The organism is Exobacillus caeni, from assembly GCF_005747095.1.
In the GTDB taxonomy this organism is placed as follows: domain Bacteria; phylum Bacillota; class Bacilli; order Bacillales; family Guptibacillaceae; genus Exobacillus; species Exobacillus caeni.
Genome location: NZ_SWLG01000015.1, coordinates 1 through 26,878 on the forward strand (window position 1 = coordinate 1; position 26,878 = coordinate 26,878).

The window sequence follows — 26,878 nt, forward strand, 5'->3', positions numbered from 1 at the left end:
AAGATCAGGGAGCAAGCTCCCATCTCTTCGCTCGACTTGCATGTATTAGGCACGCCGCCAGCGTTCGTCCTGAGCCAGGATCAAACTCTCCGATAAGATAAGTTCAATCTAGCTTTAAAGCTTAATTCGCTTGGCGTTTTGTTCAGTTTTCAAAGAACTACGACGCACGGGATGTGATGGCCTTCAGCCATTAATCCTTCATGCGCGTTGTCGTTTTCGGCGACAAGATTAAGTATATCATCTAAATTCGCAGAAGTCAACATCGTTTTTTAAGACGTTTTTTTACTCTTTTGCTTATTGCCGTTGTGTCAGCAACAAAAACAAGTTTAACATTTCGGTTCGTGGAAGTCAATATTTTTTTAAAAAATGAGTTCTAAAAAGAAAACGGAAGACCTCTAAACCTTTTCTTGATCTGTAAAACAAATCCGTTTCCACTGCCTCGAAGCAGCAATAGAAATTATAGCAAGTCCAACAAAAGAAGTCAATCTGTTTTTGAAATTTGTTTTTGAAAGCCGAAAATCTAGAATGGAACAATAATAAACTTCACATTATTTGTTCGCAGAAGTTTAATTTTTGGTTAATTAAAACTCGTTATTTCTTCATTCTTTTATATTATATAAAAACACTTGCATAAATCCTGCAAGTGTTTTTATTGCCTTTTCTAGAATAGCTTTTGTAGCAGCATGATGACTCCTACCAGGAGCCAAACTAAAACCCCGGGTCATATTGGCGGGACTAATTTTCTTCGGGGTTTATTTCCCTTAATTCCTCAAGTCCCGTTTCCGCAATTGTTTTTTCTATCCATAAACTTTCACCTCATAAAAATGAAATATATAAACATAGATACTTTTGCTTAAAAATGAACGAATAGATCCGCAGAAACCGCTTCGTTTAGAATCCATTTAAGGGGAACCTGTTCCACAGGATAGCTAAAATCTATCTCTTCCTTATAGTCCATATCTACTACAAACAGTTTAACCCCGGCCTCCACCGCTATCTCTAAAAGACCTTGAATTGAAGGAGCATTAAAGTCATTTAAAGCATTTGCAAGGTATTCGATACCGTGGGAAGGTTTGGGGAAATATTTTTTGTCTAGCATATTTACCCCTCTTCTTGAAAAGGCAAGCGTTACATCAGCACCTGTTGAAGCTGATCCTACAGCGATATTCAAAGGAGGGTATGCAGATTCTAATTCATCGTGGAATGCTAATACAACAACTTTTCTTTTTTCCATTTTAACTATCCCCTTTCAGTAACTCAATACCGCATCTGCATCATAAGCCATATCGAGAAACGTAGCTACTCCGGCCAATTCAACTCCTTCAATCAATTTCATTCCATCTGCAAGAAGTACATTTAGCTGGCAACCATAAAGTCCGATTCCTGACTCAATAGCTTTCTTGAAAAGCAAGGAGAGATCTGTCCCGTGTGTCCTATCAATCTTTTTTAAATAACGTTTATCTAATGCCCGTGCACCATCAAGATCAAAAAAGACCATAACTTTATCGTTACGTGAAGTTCTTTCCAAAGCATCTTTTAATACAAAAGGTACATTAGAGCTCAGAGTAACAAAATAGATGAACTTTTTATTGCCCATAGCAGAAACTCCTTTATAGAAAAGTAAACGCTCTCAGAAAATTTATTGGAAGAGGGAAACCTTTGAAGGCTCCCTCTCCCGTTATTGTTCTTATTCTGTATGGTGAACCGCACAACGGTTCGGTCCGATCTCCAATTCTTGCATTTTCTCAATATCAGCACTCTCCATACCACGGTTAATGGATACAATCTCCTCAAAATTTGGAGGTTTTACGGAGCTTGCAGATTTTTCGACGTTATTTAAAAACTCTTCCTTTGGAGTATTAAACATTTTTTCATTTCGTTTACGGATGTTTCCGAGTGTATCTCCGATATAGCCATCCTTATTTATTTCACTATCAAAATCAGCATAGTGTCCTGGCAAAACGATAACCTCGTCTGCAATATCCGATACTTTGTCATGAACAGTATTATAAAGATCGTTTGCCCATTCTCTTACCTTATTACCAAGGTCAGGGCGTCCGAGTCCGCTTACGAAAATAGTATCTCCGGAGAAAAGAAGCTTATTATTAACAAAGAAAGATACACTTCCTGGAGTATGTCCAGGTGTCTTTACAGCAAGAACTTCTAGTTGGACTTTATTAAATTCGATCTTTTCATGGTTTTCCAATGCTTTGAATTCGAAGGTCGCACCTTCACTCTTCATAAGGTAGTAGTTAGCTCCAGTTTGATCAGCAAGCATTTTACCACCTGAAATGTGATCAGCATGCAGATGAGAATCTACGATATGAGTAATGGTAGCACCTTCTTCTTTTGCTGCATCCTTATATTTGTCCACAAAACGAGCCGGGTCTACGATTAGCGCTTCCCCTTCTGAAACGACCATATAAGACAGACAACCTTTACCAACACGAACGAATTGGAATACTTTAACTTCTTCGTCTTCGTATACTTTTGCTTGATATAAATGCTCACTCCAAGCCTTCATTCCATCAGTCAGTGAATAAATGTTATCGAAACCTGCTTCAACAAGTTGCTCTGCGACAAAAATGGAAGAGCCACCTTTTGCACAGATGACGACAACTTCTTTGTCTTTTGGAATCTTATCAACGATTGGCTCGATCCCATCGATCAACTCAAAATAAGGAACGTTCAAATACTCAAAGTTTTCTCCTTCAACTTTCCAATCATTAAAATCACTTTCGTTACGAACATCGAGAATAAAAACTTCATTCTTGTTGAGTACTCTTTCCGTCAAATTTTTTGCTGTCATTTCTTTCACAGTCATTACTAATACCCCCAATAGTATTAATTTACTTAAAAAAATTATTCAACTCTTCCTGCCCATTCAAGCATTCCTCCGGACATGTTGATTACCTTAAACCCACGACCTTCGAGAAAACTCGCAGCGCGTCCGCTTCTTCCTCCAGAGCGGCAAACCATGATATACTCTTTAGATTTATCTAATTCTTGAATACGGAATTCCAGAAGCCCCAGTGGAATGTTTAAAGCTGTTGGGATTCTTCCTTCTTTCACTTCATCCACTTCACGTACATCGATGATATTCAGAGTTTCTCCAGAAAGCAATTTATCGTTAACCTGGTTTGGTGTTATTTGCTTCATTTGTGAATACCTCCTTCCACTACCAATCTTTTTTATCCATTCACTCTCTCTTTAACTTATATTACCACTATATACCCCTTGGGGTATATAGTCAACAAAAAATTAAAACTGCCATTAACAGTTTTCTGTCTTTATAATATACCCATAGAGGTATATTGTCAACTATATAAATTAAATGCTGTTTTCTAAAGGATTGTTGCTTTTCTCGCCAGAGTCGACTGCCCTTCACTGCAATCAACTGTTGTTTATGAGGAATGAAAAACAACAAAGATGATACATTTTCGAGGAATCTACGTGTATTTCCTTTATGCAAAAAGTAAATGATAAGCGTTTACGGCTCATCAGGTATCCGGGATAAGCGCAGTTCAAGTTTTGTTCGCAATGATAGGCGGTGTCTGGGCTTACCGAAAAGGTGGTTATCTTAATAAAACGAAAGCCAACAAGCGACGGTATGTATAAAAGCATAGGATACTTTATGATAGAGCCTCCGATCCCAACCATTCCCGATATAAAAGATCCTATAGAGCCAATCAGGAAAATTGTTATGAGAAAACTGAAAATCGGTTCCCATCCTTATGTTCAACTCCTTACAGGAACAAACAGAGGGTACCTTTAATGGTACCCTTCAGCTTTTCTTAATCCAAAATTTTAATACACCGTCTTCCTCTGCACTTTGTACTAGCTCATGGCCGCTTGAATTGGCCCATGCGGTCATATCACTTTTAGCTCCTTTATCGGTTGCTTGTACTTCCAATACTTCTCCTGAATTTAGTCCATCCATGGCTTTCTTCGTCTTAACAATTGGCATTGGACAAGCATCGCCTTTGCAATCTAACACTTTATCCGAATGAACAGACATATCTTACACCTCCAGTATTTATCGAACTGCACACCGGTTCGGACCGATTTCCATTTCCCTTTGCTCTTCTTCCTCAGGGGAAACTTTGCCCATATTTGTTTCGCGGATTTCTTGATAAGAATTTGGTTGCGGTGGCAGGTTTTCCGAAACAGTCTTGCGGAATTCATCTTCATCACTAATGTTCAAACCATGATTTTCTTTGTATAAAACCCCAAGCTTGGCCGATACACTTCCGTCATCATTCATCTCTTTAATCGTCATGTAATGAGCCGGAAGTACAATAAGGTCATCTGTCAACTCTTTATATCGCTGATAAAGCGTTTCCCTCAAATCAGCAACCCAATCTGCAGCTTTTCCTGCTAAGTCAGGACGGCCGATCGAATCGATGAAAAGAATATCACCGGTTAAAAGATATTTATCATCCACAATATACGAAGTGCTTCCTATAGTATGTCCAGGTGAATATAGTGCTTTAATCGTAGTCTCTCCTATTTTATACTCATCCCCATCCCGGACTTTTTCATATTCAAACTGTACTTCTTCTGCATCTTTAGGCGGCAGGTAATAAGCCGCATTTTTTTGTTCAGCTAGCTTTTTCCCTCCGGAAATGTGATCGGCATGCAAGTGTGTATCAAATACATGGGTGATCTTTGCGTCTTTTTCATTCAAAAAGTCTTCATATTGTTCAATCATCCTGTTAACATCGACCATTGCTGCTTCTCCGTTTGATTCGATAAAATAGGATAGGCAGCCTTTTCCGATACGGACAAACTGATAAATGGAACCTCCTGCTACTTCACCGATCTTGACTGGTTCTAGATGCTCACTCCAGGCTTTCATTCCACCTTCGATGGAATAAACATTTTCATAACCTTCTTCGTTGATCTGGTCAGCGACAAATTCTGAAGACCCGCCTTTAGCACAAACAACATAGATCGGTTGATCCTTTGGCAGTTTATCCATTACTGGATCGATTCCCTCTAAAAGATCAAAATAAGGCTGGTTGATCACTTCGACGTTTTCTCCTTCAATTTTCCAGTCATCAAAATCTCCAGTGTTTCGAACGTCTAAAATAAACACACTGTCGCCGTTTATTATCTTTTTTGTTAGTTCTTTAACCGATATTGCGTCACTCATCTGTATTACCTCCTATTGTTCATGATCTCCTGTAGGGTGATTAAAATGTTAATGTTACGTCTGCATCAGAGGCAAAGTTCAAGAATGTTGCCGCACCGCCAACATCGATTCCTTCCACAAAATGTTCTTTTTCAAGACTCATCACATCCATCGTCATCTGGCATGCGATAAGTTTAACGCCCATTTCCTGTGCCATGCCCAATAGTTCATCGATCGGAGGAACGTTTGCTTTTTTAAATCCTTCCTGAAAATGCTCTTTCCCGGCAGGTACCTCTAAATTTTTATGCCCTTCTTTATGAATCAAATTTAATCCTTCAAATGTGAAAAAAATCCCTACTTCCGCATCTGTCGCCGCTGCAGCTGTAGCTATATTAAATACTTTGTAGGCATCAAAGAGACCACCGTTCGCTGCGATAATCGCCACTTTTTTCATTTCTAAAAACCTCCTGTTATTGGTTATTATTTGTCTTTCCTGACCATTCTTTCATTCCTGGAACAACATTCTTCACATTATTAAAACCTTTTTCTGTTAGCTTTTGTGCTGCTAAATCACTTCTGTTCCCTGTTCTACAAATCACATGGATCTCACCGTTTTGATCAAGTTCTTCAAATCTTTGCTCCAGCTCCCCAAGCGGGATATTTTTCGCTCCCGGGATGTGCCCGAATGCAAATTCAGCAGGTTCCCGCACATCGAGAATAGTGAACTTTTCATCCCCATCCACTTTACTCGACAGCTCATCTAAACTGGTAACGTGCGGATGCTTAGTTTCTGCTTTTTCCTCCTCTGGTGTCGCTTTACGCAGATAATGCTTTAAAGTTCCTTCTTCTTCTACTGTTCCGAGATATTGATTCCCTGTGCTCTCCGCCCATGCTTTAATGTCAGCGGTAGATCCTTTATCTGTTGCCTGAACTTCTATGACCTGCCCGGGCTCAAGCTCTGTCATTTGCTTCTTTGTCTTCACAATAGGCATCGGGCATGCAAGTCCTTTCGCATCCAAAACCTTATTAACGGTTACTTCCACTGTGAATTCCTCCTTATCCTTTTTCTATTTCGTCCTTCCAATCCAGCATTCCGCCGGTCATATTGCGTACGTTAAACCCTTTTCCGGCTAAAAAGTCACACGCTCTTCCGCTTCTTCCTCCTGAGCGACATACCATAACATGTTCCCGTGACTTATCGATTTCACTGTAACGGTCTTCCAATTCGCCTAATGGAATATGGCGAGCTCCCGGGACTTTCCCCTGGGCCACTTCCTCATCTTCGCGAACATCGATGATACTAACGTCTTTTCCTTCTCTAACACGCTTTGCTACTTCTTGCGGGGAAATTTCTTTAACCATTTTACTTCTCCTTTGCTCGTTTCTAATTTAATATCAGTATTTTGCGCTTGTTCCCATTTTTTATAAGGCAGCATTAATAAACCTTAATTCAAAAATACTTACATTCTTTTCTATACCTTCAGGGGTATGGAATCAAACGTGAAAAAAGACTAATTTTAAAAATTAGTCCTTTCGCCTACTAACCGTTATTTTTTTGTTTAAACTTTGACATTAGTTCCATCTTTTGATTCCAGACGCTTTCACTAAGATCGACAGGATAGCGTTCAGGATTCAATTTTCTTAAGTATTCATCCCAGAATAAGGAAAGCTGTTTTTGATGGTATCCTTTTATTTCTTCAAGTGTTGGAAGGCTGTACACCTGCTCTCCAACCCTAAAAACAGGCATTAATAGTTCGACTGCATTGAAATCAGTCACATATTTATGGAGGTACGTATGGACGGGATCGAAAAGTTTAATCCTTTCCTGGTCCTTCACTTTTTCATCATTAAAAGCAATATAATCCCCTTCTGCTTTTCCGTTGTTTTTACTAATTATGCGGTAGACTGTTTTGTATCCTGGCGTAGTAACTTTTTCTGGATTCCCCGACAGCTTTATAACAGGGGTGAAATCGCCGTCCTCTTGTTTTGCCACAAGTTTATAGACTCCTCCTAATGCAGGATTGTCAGCGGCGGTGATCAGTTGGGTACCTACACCCCAGCTATCAATTCTTGCCCCCTGTGCTTTCAAGTTGAATATGACGTTCTCGTCTAAATCGTTGCTTGCAATAATCTTCACATAATCAAGGCCCGCTTCATCCAGCATCTTTCTGGCATTTTTTGATAAATAAGAAAGATCGCCGCTATCAAGGCGGATTCCTTTCAATCTGTACCCTTTTTCTTCTAACCACTTTCCTACTTTAATAGCGTTTGGAACACCACTCTTCAATGTATCGTATGTATCAACGAGCAGAACAGTATTATCAGGATGTACCTCAGCGTATGCCATAAATGCATCGAGCTCAGTTTCAAAGTCCATCACCCAGGAGTGAGCATGGGTCCCGACAGAAGGAATTCCGAATAACCTTCCTGCCTCCATGTTGCTTGTACCGTCAAAACCCCCGATGAATGCAGCACGTGTCCCCCATATCGCTGCATCCGCTTCCTGAGCACGTCTTGTTCCAAACTCCATTAATTGATCTTCCGGTGCCACCTGGCGTATTCGAGATGCTTTCGTAGCAATCAATGTCTGATAGTTAAAGAAGTTTAGCACTGCCGTCTCAATAAGCTGTGCTTCAAAAATTCGGGCCTTTACTCGTATTACAGGTTCATTCGGGAATATTAGCGTTCCTTCAGGGACTGCATCAATATTTCCTGTAAAACGGAACTCTTTTAACTCTTGTAAAAACCCTTCATCATAGTCTTCGGGTTGTTCTTTTAAATAGGAAATATCCTCTTCGGTAAAGGTTAGACCGTTAATATAATCAATAATACGTTCAAGCCCTGCAAACACGGCGTAACCGTTCCCAAATGGATTTTTACGATAGTACGCATCAAAAACTCTAATGTTATTATGCCTGTTTAACTTCCAGTGGGCGTAGATCATGTTGATTTGATATTTGTCGGTATGAAGGGTAAGTCGATTATTTTGCATGTTTCCAGCTCCTTTCAAATCCAACTGGTACGTATTTTTGCTTTCTTTCCTTGTTATACCCTATTTTGTTATGGTTTAAGTCCAAAGAGTACTATTCGATTAAACGTTTATCTATTTGCACATTATTCGAACTCATTTTTTCTATCCAGTCTGTTACAGAAGCAAATAAATCATGTGTAGGCCAGAAAACCATGCCTTTTTAATACGGCTCTGCTAGCGAGCATTGCTGATCTTTATTTATCTTTGCTCTTTCGGCGTCTCTTACGGGTTCCCGATTACTTGCATTTAAGCATAAACCCCTGGGAACCTATAAGAGTCTGCTTACTGGATCGTTTTGGAACTCCATTTTATTAGTTATTAGAACATTATTATTCACATAGCATATAAAAAAACCTCTACTTATATGACAGAAAGAGGTTTATGGTAATACTAATTCTTTTAAAGGGTAAAAACTCCTCTAATTTTGGTATGCTTATAATCCAAGTCTTCTCTTTTGCAACAGTACAATTCATCCATTTTTTATTCTGGCTTGCATTTAAGTTTTTAAAGTGATATTATTACTTTAAACCATTTTACTTTTAATAATAGGGATTTAAATAAGGCTGTAACTTCATGGGAGGATGGCAAATATTTAAACCTCTCGAAGTTACAGTTTTTATATTCTCTTTTCATTTCTTGTAAGATGGTCAATATTTTTTATATGTACATGTTTGTACATAATAGGAGGATTTTTCAATGCAAAACGGTAAAGTAAAATGGTTTAACTCAGAAAAAGGTTTTGGATTCATCGAAGTAGAAGGTCAAGACGATGTATTCGTACACTTCTCTGCTATTCAAGGCGAAGGCTTCAAAACTCTAGAAGAAGGTCAAGAAGTTACTTTTGAAATCGTTGAAGGTAACCGTGGACCTCAAGCTGCTAACGTAACTAAAGCGTAACGCTTGAAACATACAAGGAGAAGGGGGATCCCCTTCTCCTTTTTGTTTTACCATATAAGCAAAGTCAGGCAAAGACTCTTCATCTTTCCGTTTTGAATGCTTGTTGAACTTTAGTTCCACCACTTTTTCTTTTTCTCTGCGAATTCTTTTACTTGCTGCTTCAATTCTGAATTCTGGATTTTAAGCTCAGCAAGTTCCTCTTTTAATTCTGCCATCTGCTTGTTCATTTCTTCGGAATGTTGTTGCATACTATCGAGAATTTTATTTCCGTTTTCTTTCACCTCTTTGTTAGATGACGTGTTCGAATGATTCAACTGGGAAGAGATACCCGTAACAGTGTTTCTAATCTTCTCGTCTTTTAAAAGATTTGATGCTATTTTAAACAGACCATTCATGTCGATTGAGGAATTATTTTCAGTTAGCTTCTTTACTTGTTCTTGAAGCTTATCCCGATCTATTTCCATTATTTTACCACCTCTCTATTAAAAAGTTTTTAATAGATTCCTTTTTCTTTTTATCCTATGCTTGTAAATTCTTTTTGATTGGTTATTTGAATTAAATGAGAAAAGTTCCTTCATATAAAACCGACATATGATCTTACTGGTTCATCATGAAAAAGGACCCTCTTAGACAAAGCTAAGAGAGCGCCAATTCGCTTCAATTTTTATCCTCTTTAAGGAGTTTGGCCAACAGCAATTAGAATACAGTTAGTTATACAATCTGAAAGATCCTGACAAACTCCTCCACTTAAAATTGGAGCCAAAATTAAATACAGTACAAGAGTAAGGGCCAAAAGAAGAACAGCGACAATTTCAGCAAGACCAGTAGTTGTACATGCCATAAACTTATTCCTCCTTTCTATAATTCTATTAAAAGGAAGTCTTTTATAAGAAGACTATCAATCTCCTTATATTAGACAGGCTATGTAAAACGAAATCTATTGGTTCTAGTAGAATATATCAGTTTTATAAAAATATGTTTTTGTCTGATAGATTCACACTACCATCACCGATATTAATTATTTGTTTGATCAGTTTTTTTGCCTGCTACGACATTCCAAACATCAGAGTTACAGCCTTAACCCTTTTTGCGGGTTAAGGCTGTTATAATTCCTTTATTGTTTTCACAATTATAGAAATGGCCAGAAAAGCTATCAGAAACATCATTATGACAATTATGTACGACCAGAACATAGATGCTTACCACCCTTTGTTTGTCTTTTCTTAGTCTATGCACTTTGACGGTTCCCCATCTTCACCGACGTAAAACAGCTCCCTATAAAAACACTGCAAACGTACCAAAAAATATTTGATTAGCGGTTAAGAAAAAACAATAAGGGCTAGAATAGGAGTGGAAAACTTCTAAATTCCACCAAAAAGACAATATTTTACAAAGGAGAGAAACATAATGAAAAAAACCCTTCTAGCTTTAACATTATTTTTGATTGGAGTAATTGGAGCGGGATGCAGCTCTGATTCTTCTCCTGAGAACAACAAACTAAATGGAGAATCACCTCTGGATATCAGTGTTTTTCAAAACAACGACATGATCTCAGGGATCGAAACAGTCATTTCTTCAGTTGAAAAATTAAACGTACAACTTGAAAGTGCTGAGATAGAAATTAAGGAAGTAAACCGGTTAGGAAAAGAAATCGAAGCTAACTGGGATCGCATTGAGGACCAGGTAGAAAAGCGGTTTCCGGCTGATTACAAAAATATTGAAGCAAGCCTTTATCCGTTAATAGATGTGTCAAAAGAAACAGAACCTGATCTTGATAAGTTAAAACAACTCGTAAAAGATACGGAAAAAAAGCTTGTTGCATTTAAAGACAAGCTAGCTCAATCCTAATATCAAACCTGATCTTTTGTATATGGCCAGGTTCTTATAGTGTATAAAAGGAAACTTATTAAGTATAGCGGTCTTTATTGTCTTTCAATTAAATAAAAACAAGAAAAAAGCGCCCTTATCTCCAGGATGGGGCGTTTTGTTTCTTTCACCTATTAACAATGTTCAGGTCTGACAAAGTCCGCTCTTTTTTTCAATTCATCTATATTAAGCGAAGGGAATTTCTCTTCAGCCAGTTCAAACACTTCTTGTATTATCTCTTCCAATTCTAAAATTCCTTTTTTCGGGTCACCGTCTAGAAGTACGCCTGATAACCGATTATATAAATCTCTAGGCTTCACTTCCATACATTGAACGACATGATCGAGCCATTTAAAAGCCGGATGATGGACATACATTTTGTTTATTCCGAACAATGCCCCCAACACTTTTCTTTGTGTATCACAAACAATTTCATATAGCATCAACCAATCTTTGCGGTCCACGAGGGCTAAGCGGTTATTCCACCTCCCGCTTAGCTCAAGATGTTCTAGTATCATATTTTCAGATAATTTCTGTGGATATATCATTACTTTGCTTTTCAGTTGGTTAATAACGCTTTCTCCATGTAAGCACTTTCCGTAAAATACCGAGGCGGCAATACACTGCAAATCATAGTCAGTTTGATGATGATCTACAACCTGCCTTACAAAACGAGCGACAGTCTCTGTTAAAAAATTGCTGATTTCAAACTTTACGCCCTCTACAAGAAAAGTTTCTGACCATTCTTCATCCTCATACGGATAAAAGTCAAGAATATTTCCACCTGATTTATCAATCGGATTCTTTCTTTCGATTTCAGAAGGGGGTTCTTTCCATAATATGTGAAGCTCGATATCAGAGTGCTGATCCTGCCAACCCCTTGAGACTGATCCGGCTAACAGAATCGCTTCTACTTTATTGTTTTGTTTGTATTTTTTAGCCATCTCTACCGCTTTACTATACAAATCCATATAATCTCCCCTGACGCGTTGGTTACTTTTCCATACAAAAATTCGGCTGACCGTAAGACAAACCCTTTAATTTTCCATAAGAAAAACCAGAGAAAGGCGTCTCTGATCTACAAAACGGCTGATTTCATGAAAAAATCTCTTCAATATCTTCGTCAATTTGTTCTTCGCGGCCGTTTTGTATGGTTTCAAACAAAAGTTGGGCTTCTTCTTCTGTCAACTTGATTTTCTTTTCAAGATCATCGTGTTTTTTTGATCCATCTCCATAATAATTTTTCAAATTTATTAACAGGTAACATTCCCCCAGTGATTTTCTGACCATCTACTGATCATCTCCTTTAAAAGTTTTGCTCTCAACTATTTTCTCCGGGATAGGAGGAGAAACATACCTCGTTTCCATCACCTTTTCTCATTGTTGGTTCTACACTCCCTTCATTTATCCACAACTACTCAACATCGCGTACTAAGCAAAAAGAAGCACCCCCATTTAGAGAGATGCTTCCTCTTCATTTTTCTCTCCTGGCAAAATCAACAAACTTAAATTTATCAAGCCGATGTCTTGACTCAGTATATTCCAACAGGCTGGTATCTTTAAGGTAAACGTAATTACGGACTACCACGATATGCTCGTAGTCATTTAAGTCCATTAATTGACGGTCTTCATCTGTTGCTTCTTCTACAACAATTTCTTTTTTTGCAAAACTTATGTTTACTTTCAGCTCATTTTCCAGATAGTTATAAATCGAATCCTCACATATATCTTTCGTCAAGGATGGAACGAACTTCTTATTAAAATAATCCTTATCCAGGATGATTCGCTCCTTATTGATTTCCCTTACTCTGACTACCTTCCATACTTTGTCCTTCTTTGACAAATCCAATTGGTCTCGGATGTATTCATCCGGTACGATTAATTCAAGTTCTTCGACATGCGTTTTATATTCCATGTTCATTCGTTGTGAAATTTCTTTAAAGCTAACCAGGCCGGAAACAGGAAAGTCGTACTTCGTCACATCCAGCACAACCGAGCCTTTACCTTTGATCTTCTGTATAAAGCCATTTTGTGACAAAAGAGTAAGTGCTTTGCGGATCGTTTCTCTGGAAGTATGGTATTCACTAGAAAGTTCATGTTCAGACGGGAGTTTAATACCCGGTTTCAACTTCCCGTTTTTGATTTGCTCTGCAAGTTCATTATAAACAATCATGTATTTATTATTTTTCATTGTTAATCACCTGCATTATTTTACCACTATTTCGTAAGATGATAAACGACGGATTCATACGGCCTTAGGATAATTTTCTCGTAATCTTCTGGTGAACTTTTGTAATTTGAAAGAACGATTTTGCTGCTATAATTTTCCGTCTCTATCTCTTTTGGCAAAGTAAAGGTTACCTCACTGCTGTAAAAGTTATTTACGACCAGCAACTTTTCATCGTTGCCATTGCGTACATATGCAAATATTGATGGATCCTCCCTTAACAACAACTGGTAATCCCCATACGTAATAATATCAAGGTCCTTACGTAATTTTATCAGCTTTTGGTAGTGATAAAATACAGAATCCTCGTCTTGTAGCGCCTGTTCAACATTTATATCTTTATAGTTTTTCGCAACGTTGATCCACGGTGTTCCTGATGTAAAGCCCGCATGGTTTTCACCGTTCCATTGTACAGGAGTCCGGGAATTGTCTCTTGATTTATGCTTCAATATTTCCAGAATTTCGTCTTCCGATTTTCCCTCTTCTTTTAAAATATTAAAAATGTTCAATGATTCAACATCACGGTAATCAGAGATGTCATCGAATTTAGGGTTTGTCATTCCGATTTCTTCTCCTTGATAAATATAAGGGGTTCCCTGCATCAAATGAATCGTTGTTGCCAGCATCTTTGCTGACTCTATCCGATACTCAGCATCATTTCCGTACCTGGAAACGATTCTTGGCTGGTCATGGTTACACCAGAACAATGCATTCCAGCCACCTCCTTCATACATCTCCGATTGCCAGGTGGAAAGGATTTCTTTTAAACCTATAAAATCAAAGTCAGCAACCGCCCATTTTTCACCGTTCGGATAATCTACTTTTAAATGATGGAAGTTAAATGTCATGCTGAGTTCTTCTCGTTCTGGGTTTGAGTATTTAATGCAGTCCTCGATGGTTGTAGATGACATTTCTCCCACTGTCATGATGTCATATTTAGAAAAAACTTCTCCGTTCATTTCATGCATAAATTCATGGACCCTTGGCCCATCTGTGTAAAATTTTCTCCCGTCCCCAGGAGGTACAGAACCATCATCATCCGGAAAACGCTGGTCTTTTGAAATAAGGTTGATCACATCCAGCCTGAATCCGTCCACGCCTTTTTCAAACCAGAAAGACATCATGTCATAAACTTTTCTCCGGACTTCTTCATTTTCCCAGTTCAGGTCAGCTTGCGTTACATCAAACAGGTGAAGATAATATTGGCCTGTCTCTTCATCATACTGCCATGCATTCCCGCCAAACTTTGACTGCCAGTTTGTTGGAGGATCTCCTTCTTTTCCATCTTTCCAGATATAAAAGTCTCGATATGGATTATCCTTTGATTTTCTTGATTCTACAAACCACTCATGTTCTGTTGATGTGTGGTTTACGACAATATCCATGATCAGTTTAATATCCCGCTTATGGGCTTCGTTGATTAATCTGTCAAAGTCCTCCATCGTTCCGTATTCTTCATAAATTTCAAAATAATCGCTGATATCATATCCGTTATCGCGCTGCGGGGATTTGTAGATCGGAGTTAGCCAGATTACATCAATCCCGAGTTTATTCAAGTAATCTAGCTTTTCAATAATCCCCGGCAGATCTCCGACTCCATTTCCTGTTGTATCATTGAAACTTTTCGGGTAAATTTGATAAACTACTGACTTTTTCCACCATGGCTGTTTCATTTTTGATCACCACTTTTTTTCTTATTTTATAATTACCCATTCAAGAAATAATGCCGCCAGCTTTTTACACCAACGGCATTTAAAACCTATTTATAACCTTTTTATGACCTTTTAAGCTTTCCAAATACAAAGGTAAGTACGATTGGCAGAATTAAAACGATTGCCATTCCGATAAAGAACACACCCCAGTATTGAGGGAAAATCGATAAGAATCCTGGTAAGCCACCTACTCCGATTGATGCAGCCTTAACTCCTGCCATCGTAATAATCATTCCCGCAATCGCTGAAGAAATTATCGCTGCGATAAATGGAAATTTAAAACGGAGATTTACACCAAATAAAGCTGGCTCTGTAATGCCAAGGAAAGCTGATACTGCAGAAGTGAATGAAAGACCCTTCACTTTTTCGTCTTTCGCTATAAACATCATACCTAATGCAGCAGCTCCCTGGGCAATATTTGATAAAGCAAGCATCGGCCATAAGAAAGTTCCACCTGTACTTGCAATCAGTTGCAAATCGACTGCCAGGAAGGTGTGGTGCATTCCAGTAATTACTAGCGGTGCATAGATAAGTCCATAAATAAGACCCCCTAGCCATGGCGCAGCATCAAAGATAGCTACTAAGCCATCAGTTAAACCGTTTCCAATCCAGAAAGTGATCGGGCCTATTGCGATAAACGCGATAAATCCTGTAACAAGAAGTGCGATTGGTGCAACTACTAACATTTTGAATGCATCAGGAACTCTTTTGTTTAAAAAGATTTCGATTTTAGCAAGGATATAAGCTGAGAAGAGAACCGGAAGAACTTGTCCTTGATATCCGACTTTCTCAATTTCAAGGCCGAATAAGTTCCATACAGGAATCGATCCTTCTCTTTGCGCCTCTCCATAAGCCCATGCATTTAACAAATCCGGGTGGACTAACATGAGACCAAGTACGATTCCAAGTAACGGATTGCCTCCGAATTTTTTAGCTGCCGACCATCCGATCAATCCCGGAAGGAATACGAACGCGGTATTCGCGATAAGGTTGATAATACCTGCTAAATCTGCCCATGCTGGATTAACTTCTACAAATGATTTTTCATAAAAAATCCCTGGTCCTGTAAGCAGATTGTTTATACCCATCAATAAACCGGCTGTAACAATTGCTGGAAGTATCGGAATAAAGATGTCTGCCAATATTTTTACTGCACGCTGAATCGGATTAAGATTTTTTTCAGCTTCATCTTTGATGTCTTGCTTTGAGGATCTTTCAAGGTCCGCCACATCGACTAATACGTTATACACTTTATCTACCGTGCCCTGTCCGATAACGACTTGAAATTGGCCGTTTGAAGAGAAAGAGCCTCTTACAAGATCATGGTTTTCTAATTTTTCTTTATCTACTTTCCCTTCATCCTTTAAGGCAAAGCGAAGTCTTGTCACACAGTGTGTCGCTGCAGAGATGTTTTCTTTTCCCCCGACGGCTTCAACGATTTCTTCTACTGATTGTCTGCTGATATCTGCCATTTTGTTTCCTCCTGTTTACCATGAAGCTTATTAAGACTTTGTCTTAACATCCATCACTTGTGTCTTTCCGCCAACTGCATTCTCTTCATATTGTTTCTCTATGTTTTCCACGGTATCCACGTTCGTAATGACTAAAGGTGTTATTGTACTTGCCGCTTTTTCACGGATAAGATCCATGTCAAAAGTGATCAACTTATCTCCTGTTTTCACCTTATCCCCTTCTTTTACGTGCGCTTCAAAACCTTCTCCGTTCATCATGACTGTTTCCAGCCCAATATGGATAAGAAGTTCTAGGCCTGACTGTGATTTAATACCTATTGCATGCTTTGTATGAAACAATTGAATAACTGTTCCATCCACAGGCGACACAACGTTACCGTCCGCCGGCTCGATCGCAATACCATCCCCCATCATTTTCTGGGAGAAAGTCGGATCTGGTACTTCTTCAATTTTTACCGCTTTCCCATTTAAAGGAGCAAAAATTGTTTCCTCACTTGGAACTTCCTTTTTTCCGAACAATTTTTTTAGCATCTTATTCACCTCTTATTATAAAATCGCTTACATTCTTCAAATTAATCTTGTATATACAAGTTCAAGACATAGTTTATCTTGTATATACATGTTCGTCAATAAAAAAGTCCTTTTCTTTTTTAACTTTTTAGAAATTAGCTGTAACAATACATTCCTTCTGTTCCCGATATACAGGTTTATACTCCTTGTTGCCTAATTTTTATACTCCATGAAGATTTTCTGTTGAAAACAAATTTGAACGGGGTAATAGTTGATTTTAATCAATAAAAAGGCGCTTCTACAGGGAAGCGCCTTTTTATTTATTGATCATTATATTGTGGTTCTTGAGATTGAATATACTGGAACCTTGCGTTTAAGTTGTCTAAAATTTGCTGCTGCTGATTTGCCAGGTTCTGGAACATTTGTTTTGCCGTTTTATCCTGTGTTTCTAGAGAAAAAGTGTTTAAGTTGGCGAGAACACTCTGTGCACTCGCAATGGTTTGCTGCATTTGTGTACCTACAGTCATCAAACTCACCCCCTACAAATTAGGATGTTCACTAATGAATAAATTATCTCTGCAATTCTTACCAAAAGAAAACTGATTCAACCTCATATTTTAAAATAATTGACTGTATAGGAAGGAAACAGTCTTTAAAAAGTATAATTAAAGAGTGTAACAAGCATCACATATTTGTTTTGTGTCCCGAGTTATAATTATTTCAAGCTTACTATTAAGGAGGATGGTATTTATGCGTTTAAAAGGGAAATCAGCAATCATTACAGGTGGAGCCAGTGGAATAGGCGAGTATACTGTTCGTGATATGGTTAAAGAAGGAGCTAATGTTTTAATTGCTGACATCAATGATGAAATGGGAGAAAAGCTTGCTGCGGAATTAAATACAGAACAAACAAACGTAATTTACCAGCATGTGGATGTTTCCAACGAGCAGGATATTGAAGCAATGGTTAACAGGGCAGTTAATGAATTCGGGAAATTGGATATTATTTTCAGCAACGCTGGAATAGGAGCAATGTCTCCAACGACAGACCTTCCTTATGAAGAATGGAAAAAGGTAATTTCTATCAATCTTGATGGCGTTTTCCTCTGTGCGAAGCATGCGATCAAAGCAATGCAGCAATCCGGTGGCGGCAGTGTGATCAACTGTGCTTCCATTCTGGGCCATGTTGGTCAGGCTGCTACAGCTTCTTATACGGCAGCAAAAGGTGGAGTCGTTAATTTGACTCGCGCACTTGCTGTTGAGTATGCGAAAGAAAACATTCGTGTGAACGCTGTCTGCCCTGGTTATATTGAAACACCATTGTTGAACGAGCTTGATGAGGCAATGAAAAATCATCTTATTTCCCTCCACCCGATGGGAAGGCTTGGAAAACCGGAGGAAATCGCTAAGGCTGTAACATTCCTTGCATCAGAAGACGCAAGCTTCGTCACAGGAGCAAACCTTCTTGTTGACGGTGGCTATACAGCCCAATAAATTATATGAGTGCCCGGCTTTTTTTCGGGTATTTTTTATACTATTCATGAACTTCCCCTTTTACGGTTATCCTAACATCAGAATAACTTAAAAACCTAAGGAGAATTTCAATGGACAAAACATTAGCTTATTTACGGGAATCGCTTTCTAACTGGACAAAGTCAGAAGAGATCATCGTTGAAAGCATAAATTCCAAACTGGAAAATAACCACTATAAAAATGAAGTAACATTTTTGGAGGATTTATCTGAGGAAGAAGCAGGATTTTTAACGAGGATTCTTGAAAATGAAGTGAAATATGCTGATGACCAGCATGATTCGATTCGAAAACGAGAATTAATGAACATTTACGAATTATTAACGTAAAAAGCCGGGCATCCACCTAATTTTAAGATCTTTCCGCCTTTGCCCAAGATTTTTTTGGTTAAATACATAATGTGTTATTGTACCACATCTTAAGGGAGGAATAACACGATGTATGCAAACAACGCACCTTTTGGTAATGAAGCACCTGTAGCTGGGGCTTATGCTCCAGGTCCAGGATACGGTTACTGCGGTCCAGGATATGGATATGGAGCAGGAAGAGGCTTTGCCTTAATAGTTGTTCTGTTTATTCTTTTGATCATCGTCGGGGCTGCATGGGTATACTAAACTAAACTTTTAACAAAAGCGCCTGCTTCAGGCGTTTTTGTTTTTCGCAAACTTTTTATAAGTTTGAAATGTTTTGGAACAGCAATTACTATAAGGTTATGGAAATGAATGAAAGAGTGATTGCATTTGAAAACTTTATTAATTGATATGGATTCTGTCATATGTGACCTGATGACCGAATGGCATCGGAGATACAATAAAGATTTTGACGATGATCTTTCCGTGGAACGTCTTTCATGCTGGGATTCAGAAAAATACGTTAAACCTGAATGCGGCAGCAAAATTTACGATTATCTTGATGAACCTGGATTATTCTTAACGCTGGAACCTTACCCTCATGCCATTGAAGTTTTAGAGCGCCTTCATAAAAAGTATGACATTTTAATCGTTACTAGCAGTAGAACATATGCTTATACAGAGAAAGAAAAGTGGGTTGAAAAGCACCTTCCCTTTATCGGAAAACAAAATTTGATTTTTTCCCATCGGAAAGAGATGATACAGGGGGATTTACTTTTTGACGATGCTCCCCATAACCTGCGTGCTTTTAAAAAAACGGGCAGAACAGCCGTAGCGATGGACTACCCTTATAACAGAGATATCCAGGTACCCCGGGTAAATAACTGGCTTCAATTCGAAGAATTGCTCTCAACAATAGGAAAGTGAGGGAAAAGAATTGATCGATAACACAGATGTATTGATAATCGGCGGTGGCCCTGCAGGAATTTCTGCAGCCATCTGGTGCTCACGCCTGGGTTTGAAGCATCTATTGATAGAAGCTGCTCCTTCTTTAGGCGGCCAACTACAGAACATTTATAATGATATTTTGGACTACCCCGGGTTTGCAGGTAAAAGCAAGGATTTGAAAAAGCAGTTTAGAAAACATCTGCATCATCTTAATTGTACGTTCTTGCTCGAAACGAAAGTAATAAATATCAATACTGAGAAAAAATCTGTTCTGATCCGATCAGTTTCAGAAAGTACAGAAGAAATTGGTTTTAAGTTCTTAATCTTTGCATCTGGTGCATCTTCAAGGAAATTGAATATTGCCGGCGAAAAAGAAATGATTAAAAGAAATGAAGTATATTCTGCTTCAAGAGACAGCGATAAATTCAAAGATAAACAGGTTGCTGTTATTGGCGGTGGCGACCGAGCTCTTGAAGGATCTCTTCTTCTTGCCGAAAAAGGAGCAAATGTATATCTTATTCACCGCTCAGAGCAGTTTCGTGCTCGCCAGGAGTACCTTATCCCTGCATTTAAACACCCAAACATAACTGTCTTAAAAAATGCAACTGTTCAAAGAATCCATGGTACTACTCATGTTAATGGAATAGATCTACTTCAGCACGGCAGCATAATTAATATTGCGGTTGAAGCCGTTTTTATAAGAATAGGGGTGGAACCAAATATTAAAGCACTCCCCGGCAATGTTCCTGTTGATAAAGACGGATACATATTGGTTAATAATGTTGGGCAGTCAAAGATCCCATCTATATTTGCAATCGGCGATGTTACAACCCGTCCAATATACTCTAGCATCGCTTCTTCCGTAGGACAGGGAATGACTGCTGCAAAGCAAATCTCCCTGTTATTGGAAGGAAGCAAAAAACAATTGACTTAGCCAGAGCATGAACTGGGGACAGAATTTTTTGAAATATAGTGTTGAATTTAATCATACTCTCTTATGCAGAGAGTAGTTTCTTGTTAAAAAGTTTTCATACGGTAATTGAAATTTACTTTGGTTACGTTTATACCCGGGCACGTCTTTTTCTGTACCCGGGGCATTTTATTGTCTATTGGCGAAGTCATTCCTGATTCAGCTAGCTCTAGACCTGTTCCATCTAATAATTCCCAAAGTCAAAAAAGCAATGAAACTGGTGAATATAAGCCAAAAATACGAAAAGTTCTTTTCATCACCTTTATTGGCATCTTTTCTTTCATAATCGGAAGCCAGTGCCTCTTCTTTCTTTTCTGGCTTTATTGCCGTTAATGATTTTTTTAGTACTACCTTATTGTTTTTATCTTTTAGTAAAAGTAGACCATCGTTTGTAATCCTTGTCCTGATTTCTTCTCCTTTTCTTTCTAAATAGAAAAGGGTTTCAGTTAACTTGAACTTTTGCCCAGTATCAGAATAAAATTCTCCACCCGTTGTTAACTGTTTTTTATTAAAACTGGAAAAGCCAAAATCAAATAATTTGGTTGTATCCTTGTATGCAATTCTGGACGATTTTGCATTCATAATCACGGCTATAAGCTCTGTTTTCCCTTTCTTTGCTGTTGTGACCAGAGTGTGTCCAGCCTTATCAACATAACCGTTTTTCCCACCCGTAACAAAATCATACCGATGGAGCATCAAATTATGGTTCTTCAGTATCGTGTCCCAGCCTTCCCCTTTCCATTTCAGTTCTTTTGTGCCAAAAATCTCCCCAAAAGTTTTGTTCTTCATCGCATATCTTGTTATCAGCGCCATGTCATATGCGGTTGTATAGTGATTTTCGTCAAACAGACCGTGTGGATTAACAAAATGGGAATCCTTTGCCCCTATCTTCTTTTTTAAGAAACGATTCATATGATCTGCAAAACGACCAACATTTCCATCCATATGCTCTGCTATGGCTATTGCTGCATCGTTGCCCGAATTGATCAACATGCCCTGGACCAATCTTTGCAGCTTTATTTCTTCGTTTTCCATCAAATAAACAGTTGTTCCTTCTACTTCCGTTGCTTTTTTGCTTACAGTTACAGTTTCAGATAAATCTGCTTCCTCAATAGCAATGATCGCGGTGAGAATCTTTGTAATACTCGCAGGATACATTTTATTTCTACTTTTTTTCTCAAATAGAACCTGACCAGTCGTACCATCAATCAGAATCGCAGACTCACTTTCCATCTCCGGATCTGAGGAAGCAAATACCTCCTGAAAAGGAAAGGCAACAAAAGCCAACACAACAGATAAGAACCATAGGCCAAGTCTGTGCATTTAATCCCTCGTTTCTGAACTTTTTATCCAAATACATTTTTCGTAAAGCCTTCTATGTTTATATACAACGAAAAGCTGGTAAGTTAAACTAATTTTTTTGCTGAAACAAATTCACCTCATTTGGTGAGCTGGAGAATTTATTTTTTTGATGATCTTCCAGATCCAAAATAAAAAAGCCCCCATAAACAACTGGAGGGCTTCAACAACGTAATTTTTAACTATAAGAGCCTACCCAATTATCATAAACATCCTTGGGCGCATTCCAGCACAACCATGAAACAAGAACTTTCCGTTCCTTTGACAAAACAAGCCAATATTCCCACCTTCTTTTATCGAGGTTTTGATAAATCCCGCTTTTCGTAATAAATCGCTCCATGGTATCCTCCTATTAAAATGAGAAATTATGAACTAATTCTACCTTTTATAGGAAAATCCTTTTTATTTTCAGAATTTTTAATCAAAAAAGCGCCATTGCTTCACTGGCGCTTTTTAATGTCAAATCTTTGTATTGCGTTTTTTAGCACGTTGCTCGAGCCGGGACTTTGGTTCGGTGTCCGATTGCTTATCAGGACTGGTTCCCTGAGGATTAACACTGGTATGGATTGGACTTTCATTTTTTTCAGCCATACTGCACACCTCCATCCCTAGTATTCCAAGCAAGCAATTTTTAATTTATGAGCAGCTAATTTTCCAGTTGTTTTTTGTGTTGGCATTAATCTAAGTCAGGCCATCCATAATTTAAAAGAGCTATCGGGACACGATTTTTGCGATTTCTTCAAGCGACGATAATGCAAGTTCGATCACAAACGGAAAGTCATCGATCTGGTCCTCAGTTATCTTTCGTCCAAACTGAAGTCTTATATCATTTTCGTATACAGGGGCTTCTTCTGTAAAAAGAAAAGAAAGAGTTTGACTGATCGTCGGCCTTCCATCCCACACCCGATTTAGCGATTCATGAATCCTGGAGCAAGTTCTATGTACTTCGTTCACTGTTGTAAAAAAACGCAAATTAAGTTCACATCCCGGCTCCTCAGCAGAATTCATTATTTCTGCACCCAGGTTTGCCATTTTAGATGAGAGCTCGATGCTCACCCTGCCAATGTCATCCCCGGCTGAATGAAACTCAAGCATATAACTGCGCGACATCGTTGCCAGGTCAACCAGGTCCTTACGATTCGTAACGAGTATAACACCATCCAGATCGAGATCATAAACAGAGCCTTCAAGAACTACTTTAAGGTTTTCGAAAATCGTTGGATCAAACAATACCTTCCCCTGCCTTTATAAATCCTATTGACTGTATTTTACCATGTGAAACCGATTTGGTCTTAGTAATACAGAAAAACGATTCATCGGAGATAATCCGATGAATCGTTATATTCGGCGTGGATGACTTTCTGCGTATTTTGCAAACTGGCTTTCCTCGCCGATCAAACTGCATACGCCGCATTGTATCAGATAGGAAGGGCCTTTATAAGCAATATGAAAAGGATTTCCTTCTTCTGAGGCATCGAATTGCTCAATCAGTTCACCCGTTCCGGGGTCAAGTTTCATAGAGGTAGCAGTCTGTTCAATTTTATTAAACCTACTTCTGTTTGTTTTGCAATTTGGACATAAGTAAGGCTTCATTTACCTCATCCTCCTTTGTTAAAATATACTCCCATCACTAGTTTGCCCTTTTTTTCGAACGATATGAATAAAACCCTTCTATTTCGGTAAATGAAATTTTAATTCGGTATACAACCAAAAAAAGCCAGATCTCTCCGGCCGAATAAGCCAACATGCTACGGAGAAACCTGACTATGATTAGTGAGATCCATTTAGCTGTTCCAGAAGATATGCAAGGACATACTCGATCGACTTTATGCGTTCTTTAAAACGTTTTGGCTTTGTATCCTTTTGCCAGGCGATCACAGACGTCATCTCAATGTTTTCAAACGTATTTTTAATTTGAATGGGATAAAGGTATTTTGGTTTATTTTCCATCACCCAGTCACGAGCAAGAGGCTCCCATTCATCTGCTGCCTTCTTCACCCGGTCAGCAAATGGCTTAACCTCTCCATAGAAGTCTACTTCATAGTCCTCAGCGTTCGTTATATCAACAAATTGCCCGTATGCTTCTTCATTAAAAGCCAGAAGTTGCCCTGTCAGTTCGAATAAACGCTGTTCCAGTTTGTTCAACGGAATCACCTCCGTCTTTTTATCCTACCAGAAAAGACAGGGTGCCGCACACTTCTTATTTTTATACTTAGTCTAGAAGCTGAATAAGCTCATGATCCAGGACCGTTTTGCTTTTTCGATCGAGTTAACATCGGGCTCTTCTTTCACTGTATGGGTCTCAATCATCTCTAACTTCTCCTCGAGGTGAGAAATCTTTTTTACTAACTCATCTATTTCAGTACGATGCTGAAGGATTTGGACTGTGATTACTTCATTTGCTTTTTCTTCAATCTGTCTCTCGAGCTGTTCAAGCCTTAGCGAAAATCGGTCCAGCCTCTGTTCCATTTTCTCAGTCGAAACAATGGAAGGTTGTTTCTTATTGGGTTTCTCTTTCGGGAGTCCAGGTAGGACTACTTCTTCCATTGAACGTCCGTCGCTTAGCTGATCCTTAACATTTTTTAGCAGAAGGATATCTTTTTGCTCGAACAGATAATGCCCGAGCTCATTTTTTTCACACGGAAGATCAAAGTATTTAACCCAACGCTGGACTGTTGTAGGATTGACGCCTAGCTCTTCGGACACTTTCTTTGTTTTTAAAGCCATTCAAATCCATCCCTTCATTTTTGCTGTTGTTACGTATTTCGCCCTCCTCTGCCCTTACCCTTCATGCCTGACAAAACTAGAATTAATTCGCCAAAGAAAGTGGGCACTTGCCAATAATACGGCTTTCGACAGCAATTTCGAACGGATGAAACAAACTTTTTTGCCTAAACTATTTTTATAGGAGGTGTCCTGTAAATGACTGAAAAAAGAAATGAACAAGAATATATCAACCAGAAGAAAAACAATGTGAAACAACAGGAAGAAAAGAAACCTGGGTATGGAAACAAAAAATTAGAAGGTCCTGATTTTCCAGCAACATAAACAGAAGCAGGGCAAGCTCCCTGCTTCTTGTTTTTCAAACTCCCACCATTAACAAGACTCACTTCGAATTCAACTGCTTCGTAACGTTAGTCCGAGATTATTTCTTTTAACAGGATACCAGCCTTTATCTGCTTTTGCTTCGTTTTATACCAATCAGTCAAATGCGTCGGAACGGTGACCGAGAGTGGCTTATAGTGGCGTATCACCTGCTTCTCTATCTTAAACCAATCCTCCCTGTCCAAGCGGGTATGAGTGACAACCGGGTATTCCATCCGTAAAAATGGACTTTCCCTTGACTTCCCTAAATATCTTTCATAGTCAAATCTAGAGCCCGTATGAACATTTTGATATGCAAACGTGTGAAAGCTACCTACATAGTTAGGGTGAAACAATAACCACGATAGTTTTCTTCCAAGTTCAATTCTACTCGATAGCTTGCGAAAGTTTGAAACTGAAAAACCGTAAAGCTCCCCATCAACCGTTGGAAAAATAACCGTACTAAAATGAAAGATATCCTGCAAACGAAAAGGGATCGAACGAAAAACCTGTCCTTCATAAATCGCATGTTCAAGTACTGGCTTCTGGATGATATTTTGTTCGTTTATAATCAATGACGTACATAGCCTTTCCCTGTTCCCTTCATTCCAGAATAACTCCCACTCCCGATGCATAAACGTTGAAACCGAAAGTGCCGATAACAAATGAAATAGCCCTTTTTTGTCGTGTTTACTTTTTTCATATAACAGCAATTGAGGAAATGCATCGCTAAAAATGAGCCAATTAGCACGTTCATAGGTGAAAAATAGCTGCTGTCTCTTTTCAGGGGGAAGTATTCTTGGAAACCATTTTCCTTGTAAGTCTGTCATACTCCAGCCAGCATTTCTTGAGACCATACTCGCTAAAAATGCCCACATTATCTCCGGATTCCTTTTATAAAACGCCTGGTAATATGCCGTTCTTGAAATATTGTCCACATTTCCTCTTTCTGTTTGTGCTATAATCGCCTGGATTATAGCTCTTTCCCTTTTGGAATAGGAATTAAGGCTCGTTTTAAAGCCCATTAATCCACCCACCGCCTTTAAATTTTCATTGAGATGAAACATTTTGGTCGATTGTATCGTTATAATTAGAGTAAAATGATTAGGTGCAGCTAAAATAAGGAAGGTGATTCTGTTGGAGATTAACTACCCGAACGGAAAACCGTACACACAGAAACCCCAACCTCAAAACACCCGGCAAAAGAGCCAGAACTACAGTAACCGGGGGATGACACTTGAAGAAGATCTCAATCAGTCCAACCATTATTATGTGACCAATTCGATTGCCGTTATTCATAAAAAACCTACACCCGTACAAATCGTTAATGTCGATTATCCCAGGCGGAGTGCTGCGGTGATTAAAGAAGCTTATTTTAAGCAGGCTTCCACCACGGATTACAATGGGGTCTATAGAAGCAGGTACATTGATTTTGAAGCAAAGGAAACGAGAAATAAAACCTCCTTTCCATTGAGTAACTTTCATGAGCATCAGATCAATCACATGAAACAAGTAAAAGCACAGGGCGGAATCTGTTTTGTTATCCTCCGCTTTTCAGCAACGGATGAAATTTATCTGCTTGAGAGCGAACATTTATTTAAAGCATGGGATGACATGTTACAGGGGGAAAGAAAGTCCATTCCAAAAAAAGATATTGAACAACATGGCCATCTTATCCCAATTAGTTTTCGGCCGAGGATTGACTATATCAAAATAATTGATAAAATTTACTTCAACCGTCATTCCTCGCTATAAATCGTCGTAAATTGAGAAGATGGCCCGAAAGGA

Annotated in this window: 35 protein-coding genes, 1 rRNA gene and 3 pseudogenes; 10 read left to right on the forward strand and 29 right to left on the reverse strand. The window is 38.7% G+C overall.

Translation table 11 applies throughout. The features are described 5' to 3' along the window. From FCL54_RS17780 to FCL54_RS17800, 5 genes are all read right to left on the reverse strand, one after another. Positions 1-96: ribosomal RNA gene (locus FCL54_RS17780) — 16S ribosomal RNA — on the reverse strand; the annotation flags it as partial. A 757-nt stretch (positions 97-853) separates the two neighbouring features. Beyond that, positions 854-1,234 (reverse strand): peroxiredoxin family protein, encoded by a 381-nt coding sequence (locus tag FCL54_RS17785; protein ID WP_138128280.1) that lies wholly within the window; start codon positions 1,232-1,234, stop codon positions 854-856. Between the two features lie 15 nt (positions 1,235-1,249). Then, on the reverse strand, positions 1,250-1,597 hold the full coding sequence (locus FCL54_RS17790) for a DsrE/DsrF/DrsH-like family protein (protein WP_138128281.1): 348 nt from the start codon (positions 1,595-1,597) through the stop codon (positions 1,250-1,252). Positions 1,598-1,687: 90 nt separating this feature from the next. Further along, positions 1,688-2,824 (reverse strand): MBL fold metallo-hydrolase, encoded by a 1,137-nt coding sequence (locus FCL54_RS17795; RefSeq protein ID WP_138128282.1) that lies wholly within the window; start codon positions 2,822-2,824, stop codon positions 1,688-1,690. A gap of 38 nt (positions 2,825-2,862) precedes the next feature. Next, positions 2,863-3,159, reverse strand: coding sequence for a rhodanese-like domain-containing protein (locus tag FCL54_RS17800; RefSeq protein WP_138128283.1), 297 nt, complete (start codon positions 3,157-3,159; stop codon positions 2,863-2,865). A 327-nt stretch (positions 3,160-3,486) separates the two neighbouring features. On the opposite strand from FCL54_RS17800, the pseudogene FCL54_RS24465 reads away from it, so the two are divergent. Beyond that, positions 3,487-3,591 (forward strand): annotated as a pseudogene (locus FCL54_RS24465) (sulfite exporter TauE/SafE family protein); the annotation flags it as partial. On the opposite strand, the pseudogene FCL54_RS24845 reads toward FCL54_RS24465, so the two are convergent. The 7 genes and pseudogenes from FCL54_RS24845 to FCL54_RS17840 form a co-directional block, all read right to left on the reverse strand. Next, a pseudogene (locus FCL54_RS24845) lies at positions 3,592-3,720 on the reverse strand (sulfite exporter TauE/SafE family protein); the annotation flags it as partial. Between the two features lie 64 nt (positions 3,721-3,784). Beyond that, entirely contained in the window at positions 3,785-4,018 is a 234-nt protein-coding gene (locus FCL54_RS17815; protein ID WP_138128284.1) for a sulfurtransferase TusA family protein, read from the reverse strand. Positions 4,019-4,036: 18 nt separating this feature from the next. After that, positions 4,037-5,155, reverse strand: a complete 1,119-nt coding sequence (locus FCL54_RS17820; protein ID WP_138128285.1) for an MBL fold metallo-hydrolase — start codon at positions 5,153-5,155, stop codon at positions 4,037-4,039. Between the two features lie 40 nt (positions 5,156-5,195). Continuing rightward, on the reverse strand, positions 5,196-5,588 hold the full coding sequence (locus tag FCL54_RS17825) for a DsrE/DsrF/DrsH-like family protein (protein ID WP_138128286.1): 393 nt from the start codon (positions 5,586-5,588) through the stop codon (positions 5,196-5,198). A gap of 16 nt (positions 5,589-5,604) precedes the next feature. Continuing rightward, a complete protein-coding gene (locus tag FCL54_RS17830; RefSeq protein ID WP_138128287.1) occupies positions 5,605-6,177 on the reverse strand; it encodes a sulfurtransferase TusA family protein in 573 nt (190 codons plus the stop codon). Positions 6,178-6,190: 13 nt separating this feature from the next. Further along, the gene (locus FCL54_RS17835; protein ID WP_138128288.1) at positions 6,191-6,496 is read right to left on the reverse strand and encodes a rhodanese-like domain-containing protein; all 306 of its coding nucleotides are present in this window, start codon (positions 6,494-6,496) and stop codon (positions 6,191-6,193) included. 178 nt (positions 6,497-6,674) lie between these two features. Continuing rightward, positions 6,675-8,126 (reverse strand): nicotinate phosphoribosyltransferase, encoded by a 1,452-nt coding sequence (locus FCL54_RS17840; protein ID WP_138128289.1) that lies wholly within the window; start codon positions 8,124-8,126, stop codon positions 6,675-6,677. Between the two features lie 735 nt (positions 8,127-8,861). Here FCL54_RS17840 and cspD point away from each other — a divergent pair. Further along, the gene (cspD, locus tag FCL54_RS17845; protein ID WP_138128290.1) at positions 8,862-9,062 is read left to right on the forward strand and encodes a cold-shock protein CspD; all 201 of its coding nucleotides are present in this window, start codon (positions 8,862-8,864) and stop codon (positions 9,060-9,062) included. 110 nt (positions 9,063-9,172) lie between these two features. Here cspD and FCL54_RS17850 read toward each other — a convergent pair whose 3' ends face one another. Together FCL54_RS17850 and FCL54_RS24110 are read right to left on the reverse strand one after the other, a co-directional pair. Then, complete coding sequence (locus FCL54_RS17850) at positions 9,173-9,526, reverse strand: DNA replication initiation control protein YabA (RefSeq protein WP_138128291.1); 354 nt, start codon at positions 9,524-9,526, stop codon at positions 9,173-9,175. Between the two features lie 209 nt (positions 9,527-9,735). Next, positions 9,736-9,903 (reverse strand): hypothetical protein, encoded by a 168-nt coding sequence (locus FCL54_RS24110; RefSeq protein ID WP_171016909.1) that lies wholly within the window; start codon positions 9,901-9,903, stop codon positions 9,736-9,738. A gap of 566 nt (positions 9,904-10,469) precedes the next feature. Here FCL54_RS24110 and FCL54_RS17855 point away from each other — a divergent pair. Further along, positions 10,470-10,910, forward strand: coding sequence for a hypothetical protein (locus FCL54_RS17855; protein WP_138128292.1), 441 nt, complete (start codon positions 10,470-10,472; stop codon positions 10,908-10,910). Positions 10,911-11,062: 152 nt separating this feature from the next. Here the strand turns inward: FCL54_RS17855 and FCL54_RS17860 are convergent, their stop codons facing one another. The 7 genes from FCL54_RS17860 to FCL54_RS17890 form a co-directional block, all read right to left on the reverse strand. Next, a complete protein-coding gene (locus FCL54_RS17860; protein ID WP_138128293.1) occupies positions 11,063-11,899 on the reverse strand; it encodes a DUF4037 domain-containing protein in 837 nt (278 codons plus the stop codon). Between the two features lie 124 nt (positions 11,900-12,023). Next, the gene (locus FCL54_RS17865; RefSeq protein WP_138128294.1) at positions 12,024-12,218 is read right to left on the reverse strand and encodes a hypothetical protein; all 195 of its coding nucleotides are present in this window, start codon (positions 12,216-12,218) and stop codon (positions 12,024-12,026) included. 184 nt (positions 12,219-12,402) lie between these two features. After that, positions 12,403-13,119 carry a trehalose operon repressor gene (treR, locus tag FCL54_RS17870; protein WP_138128295.1) on the reverse strand — a complete coding sequence of 239 codons (717 nt, stop codon included), beginning with the start codon at positions 13,117-13,119 and terminating at the stop codon, positions 12,403-12,405. Between the two features lie 26 nt (positions 13,120-13,145). Next, positions 13,146-14,828, reverse strand: a complete 1,683-nt coding sequence (gene treC, locus FCL54_RS17875) for an alpha,alpha-phosphotrehalase (RefSeq protein ID WP_138128296.1) — start codon at positions 14,826-14,828, stop codon at positions 13,146-13,148. A 101-nt stretch (positions 14,829-14,929) separates the two neighbouring features. Continuing rightward, the gene (gene treP, locus FCL54_RS17880) at positions 14,930-16,339 is read right to left on the reverse strand and encodes a PTS system trehalose-specific EIIBC component (RefSeq protein WP_138128297.1); all 1,410 of its coding nucleotides are present in this window, start codon (positions 16,337-16,339) and stop codon (positions 14,930-14,932) included. 30 nt (positions 16,340-16,369) lie between these two features. Further along, a complete protein-coding gene (locus tag FCL54_RS17885) occupies positions 16,370-16,870 on the reverse strand; it encodes a PTS sugar transporter subunit IIA (protein WP_138128298.1) in 501 nt (166 codons plus the stop codon). A 299-nt stretch (positions 16,871-17,169) separates the two neighbouring features. Continuing rightward, positions 17,170-17,376: a DUF1657 domain-containing protein gene (locus FCL54_RS17890; protein ID WP_138128299.1), complete on the reverse strand. Its 207-nt coding sequence runs from the start codon at positions 17,374-17,376 to the stop codon at positions 17,170-17,172. Positions 17,377-17,599: 223 nt separating this feature from the next. Here FCL54_RS17890 and budC point away from each other — a divergent pair, with 223 nt between their 5' ends. The 5 genes and pseudogenes from budC to FCL54_RS17915 all read left to right on the forward strand — a co-directional run bounded on the left by budC (position 17,600) and on the right by FCL54_RS17915 (position 20,611). Further along, positions 17,600-18,343 carry a meso-2,3-butanediol dehydrogenase gene (budC, locus tag FCL54_RS17895; RefSeq protein ID WP_138128300.1) on the forward strand — a complete coding sequence of 248 codons (744 nt, stop codon included), beginning with the start codon at positions 17,600-17,602 and terminating at the stop codon, positions 18,341-18,343. Between the two features lie 110 nt (positions 18,344-18,453). Then, positions 18,454-18,708, forward strand: a complete 255-nt coding sequence (locus FCL54_RS17900) for a sporulation protein (RefSeq protein WP_138128301.1) — start codon at positions 18,454-18,456, stop codon at positions 18,706-18,708. A 201-nt stretch (positions 18,709-18,909) separates the two neighbouring features. Continuing rightward, a pseudogene (locus tag FCL54_RS24850) lies at positions 18,910-18,993 on the forward strand (YjcZ family sporulation protein); the annotation flags it as partial. 126 nt (positions 18,994-19,119) lie between these two features. After that, positions 19,120-19,656, forward strand: a complete 537-nt coding sequence (locus tag FCL54_RS17910; protein WP_138128303.1) for a 5' nucleotidase, NT5C type — start codon at positions 19,120-19,122, stop codon at positions 19,654-19,656. Between the two features lie 10 nt (positions 19,657-19,666). After that, a complete protein-coding gene (locus tag FCL54_RS17915) occupies positions 19,667-20,611 on the forward strand; it encodes an NAD(P)/FAD-dependent oxidoreductase (protein WP_138128304.1) in 945 nt (314 codons plus the stop codon). 195 nt (positions 20,612-20,806) lie between these two features. Here FCL54_RS17915 and FCL54_RS17920 read toward each other — a convergent pair whose 3' ends face one another. From FCL54_RS17920 to FCL54_RS17945, 7 genes are all read right to left on the reverse strand, one after another. Next, positions 20,807-21,970 (reverse strand): D-alanyl-D-alanine carboxypeptidase family protein, encoded by a 1,164-nt coding sequence (locus FCL54_RS17920; RefSeq protein WP_138128305.1) that lies wholly within the window; start codon positions 21,968-21,970, stop codon positions 20,807-20,809. A 214-nt stretch (positions 21,971-22,184) separates the two neighbouring features. After that, entirely contained in the window at positions 22,185-22,346 is a 162-nt protein-coding gene (locus FCL54_RS24115; protein ID WP_171016910.1) for a hypothetical protein, read from the reverse strand. A gap of 119 nt (positions 22,347-22,465) precedes the next feature. Further along, positions 22,466-22,597, reverse strand: coding sequence for a small, acid-soluble spore protein L (locus tag FCL54_RS17925; protein ID WP_138128306.1), 132 nt, complete (start codon positions 22,595-22,597; stop codon positions 22,466-22,468). Positions 22,598-22,717: 120 nt separating this feature from the next. Continuing rightward, positions 22,718-23,236 carry a hypothetical protein gene (locus FCL54_RS17930; protein WP_138128307.1) on the reverse strand — a complete coding sequence of 173 codons (519 nt, stop codon included), beginning with the start codon at positions 23,234-23,236 and terminating at the stop codon, positions 22,718-22,720. Between the two features lie 108 nt (positions 23,237-23,344). Further along, positions 23,345-23,599, reverse strand: coding sequence for a DNA alkylation repair protein (locus FCL54_RS17935; protein ID WP_138128308.1), 255 nt, complete (start codon positions 23,597-23,599; stop codon positions 23,345-23,347). Between the two features lie 177 nt (positions 23,600-23,776). Next, complete coding sequence (locus FCL54_RS17940; RefSeq protein ID WP_425467146.1) at positions 23,777-24,151, reverse strand: YppE family protein; 375 nt, start codon at positions 24,149-24,151, stop codon at positions 23,777-23,779. Positions 24,152-24,223: 72 nt separating this feature from the next. Next, on the reverse strand, positions 24,224-24,733 hold the full coding sequence (locus FCL54_RS17945; RefSeq protein WP_138128309.1) for a MerR family transcriptional regulator: 510 nt from the start codon (positions 24,731-24,733) through the stop codon (positions 24,224-24,226). Positions 24,734-24,928: 195 nt separating this feature from the next. Between FCL54_RS17945 and FCL54_RS24675 the strand changes: the two genes are divergently transcribed. After that, entirely contained in the window at positions 24,929-25,054 is a 126-nt protein-coding gene (locus FCL54_RS24675; RefSeq protein WP_281281393.1) for a hypothetical protein, read from the forward strand. An 86-nt stretch (positions 25,055-25,140) separates the two neighbouring features. On the opposite strand, the gene FCL54_RS17950 is transcribed toward FCL54_RS24675, so the two are convergent. Continuing rightward, a complete protein-coding gene (locus FCL54_RS17950) occupies positions 25,141-26,115 on the reverse strand; it encodes a DUF2515 domain-containing protein (protein WP_138128310.1) in 975 nt (324 codons plus the stop codon). A 112-nt stretch (positions 26,116-26,227) separates the two neighbouring features. Between FCL54_RS17950 and recU the strand changes: the two genes are divergently transcribed. Beyond that, positions 26,228-26,845 carry a Holliday junction resolvase RecU gene (gene recU, locus FCL54_RS17955; protein ID WP_138128311.1) on the forward strand — a complete coding sequence of 206 codons (618 nt, stop codon included), beginning with the start codon at positions 26,228-26,230 and terminating at the stop codon, positions 26,843-26,845. Positions 26,846-26,878: the final 33 nt, after the last annotated feature.

What these genes read in the sequence shown, in the direction of transcription:
- FCL54_RS17785 (WP_138128280.1), bottom strand. Translation starts at nt 1,234, where the DNA reads ATGGAAAAAAGAAAAGTTGTTGTATTAGCATTCCACGATGAATTAGAA.
- FCL54_RS17790 (WP_138128281.1), bottom strand. Translation starts at nt 1,597, where the DNA reads ATGGGCAATAAAAAGTTCATCTATTTTGTTACTCTGAGCTCTAATGTA.
- FCL54_RS17795 (WP_138128282.1), bottom strand. Translation starts at nt 2,824, where the DNA reads ATGACTGTGAAAGAAATGACAGCAAAAAATTTGACGGAAAGAGTACTC.
- FCL54_RS17800 (WP_138128283.1), bottom strand. Translation starts at nt 3,159, where the DNA reads ATGAAGCAAATAACACCAAACCAGGTTAACGATAAATTGCTTTCTGGA.
- FCL54_RS17815 (WP_138128284.1), bottom strand. Translation starts at nt 4,018, where the DNA reads ATGTCTGTTCATTCGGATAAAGTGTTAGATTGCAAAGGCGATGCTTGT.
- FCL54_RS17820 (WP_138128285.1), bottom strand. Translation starts at nt 5,155, where the DNA reads ATGAGTGACGCAATATCGGTTAAAGAACTAACAAAAAAGATAATAAAC.
- FCL54_RS17825 (WP_138128286.1), bottom strand. Translation starts at nt 5,588, where the DNA reads ATGAAAAAAGTGGCGATTATCGCAGCGAACGGTGGTCTCTTTGATGCC.
- FCL54_RS17835 (WP_138128288.1), bottom strand. Translation starts at nt 6,496, where the DNA reads ATGGTTAAAGAAATTTCCCCGCAAGAAGTAGCAAAGCGTGTTAGAGAA.
- FCL54_RS17840 (WP_138128289.1), bottom strand. Translation starts at nt 8,126, where the DNA reads ATGCAAAATAATCGACTTACCCTTCATACCGACAAATATCAAATCAAC.
- cspD (WP_138128290.1), top strand. Translation starts at nt 8,862, where the DNA reads ATGCAAAACGGTAAAGTAAAATGGTTTAACTCAGAAAAAGGTTTTGGA.
- FCL54_RS17850 (WP_138128291.1), bottom strand. Translation starts at nt 9,526, where the DNA reads ATGGAAATAGATCGGGATAAGCTTCAAGAACAAGTAAAGAAGCTAACT.
- FCL54_RS24110 (WP_171016909.1), bottom strand. Translation starts at nt 9,903, where the DNA reads ATGGCATGTACAACTACTGGTCTTGCTGAAATTGTCGCTGTTCTTCTT.
- FCL54_RS17855 (WP_138128292.1), top strand. Translation starts at nt 10,470, where the DNA reads ATGAAAAAAACCCTTCTAGCTTTAACATTATTTTTGATTGGAGTAATT.
- FCL54_RS17860 (WP_138128293.1), bottom strand. Translation starts at nt 11,899, where the DNA reads ATGGATTTGTATAGTAAAGCGGTAGAGATGGCTAAAAAATACAAACAA.
- FCL54_RS17865 (WP_138128294.1), bottom strand. Translation starts at nt 12,218, where the DNA reads ATGGTCAGAAAATCACTGGGGGAATGTTACCTGTTAATAAATTTGAAA.
- treR (WP_138128295.1), bottom strand. Translation starts at nt 13,119, where the DNA reads ATGAAAAATAATAAATACATGATTGTTTATAATGAACTTGCAGAGCAA.
- treC (WP_138128296.1), bottom strand. Translation starts at nt 14,828, where the DNA reads ATGAAACAGCCATGGTGGAAAAAGTCAGTAGTTTATCAAATTTACCCG.
- treP (WP_138128297.1), bottom strand. Translation starts at nt 16,339, where the DNA reads ATGGCAGATATCAGCAGACAATCAGTAGAAGAAATCGTTGAAGCCGTC.
- FCL54_RS17885 (WP_138128298.1), bottom strand. Translation starts at nt 16,870, where the DNA reads ATGCTAAAAAAATTGTTCGGAAAAAAGGAAGTTCCAAGTGAGGAAACA.
- FCL54_RS17890 (WP_138128299.1), bottom strand. Translation starts at nt 17,376, where the DNA reads ATGACTGTAGGTACACAAATGCAGCAAACCATTGCGAGTGCACAGAGT.
- budC (WP_138128300.1), top strand. Translation starts at nt 17,600, where the DNA reads ATGCGTTTAAAAGGGAAATCAGCAATCATTACAGGTGGAGCCAGTGGA.
- FCL54_RS17900 (WP_138128301.1), top strand. Translation starts at nt 18,454, where the DNA reads ATGGACAAAACATTAGCTTATTTACGGGAATCGCTTTCTAACTGGACA.
- FCL54_RS17920 (WP_138128305.1), bottom strand. Translation starts at nt 21,970, where the DNA reads ATGCACAGACTTGGCCTATGGTTCTTATCTGTTGTGTTGGCTTTTGTT.
- FCL54_RS24115 (WP_171016910.1), bottom strand. Translation starts at nt 22,346, where the DNA reads ATGGAGCGATTTATTACGAAAAGCGGGATTTATCAAAACCTCGATAAA.
- FCL54_RS17925 (WP_138128306.1), bottom strand. Translation starts at nt 22,597, where the DNA reads ATGGCTGAAAAAAATGAAAGTCCAATCCATACCAGTGTTAATCCTCAG.
- FCL54_RS17935 (WP_138128308.1), bottom strand. Translation starts at nt 23,599, where the DNA reads ATGAAGCCTTACTTATGTCCAAATTGCAAAACAAACAGAAGTAGGTTT.
- FCL54_RS17945 (WP_138128309.1), bottom strand. Translation starts at nt 24,733, where the DNA reads ATGGCTTTAAAAACAAAGAAAGTGTCCGAAGAGCTAGGCGTCAATCCT.
- FCL54_RS24675 (WP_281281393.1), top strand. Translation starts at nt 24,929, where the DNA reads ATGACTGAAAAAAGAAATGAACAAGAATATATCAACCAGAAGAAAAAC.
- FCL54_RS17950 (WP_138128310.1), bottom strand. Translation starts at nt 26,115, where the DNA reads ATGGGCTTTAAAACGAGCCTTAATTCCTATTCCAAAAGGGAAAGAGCT.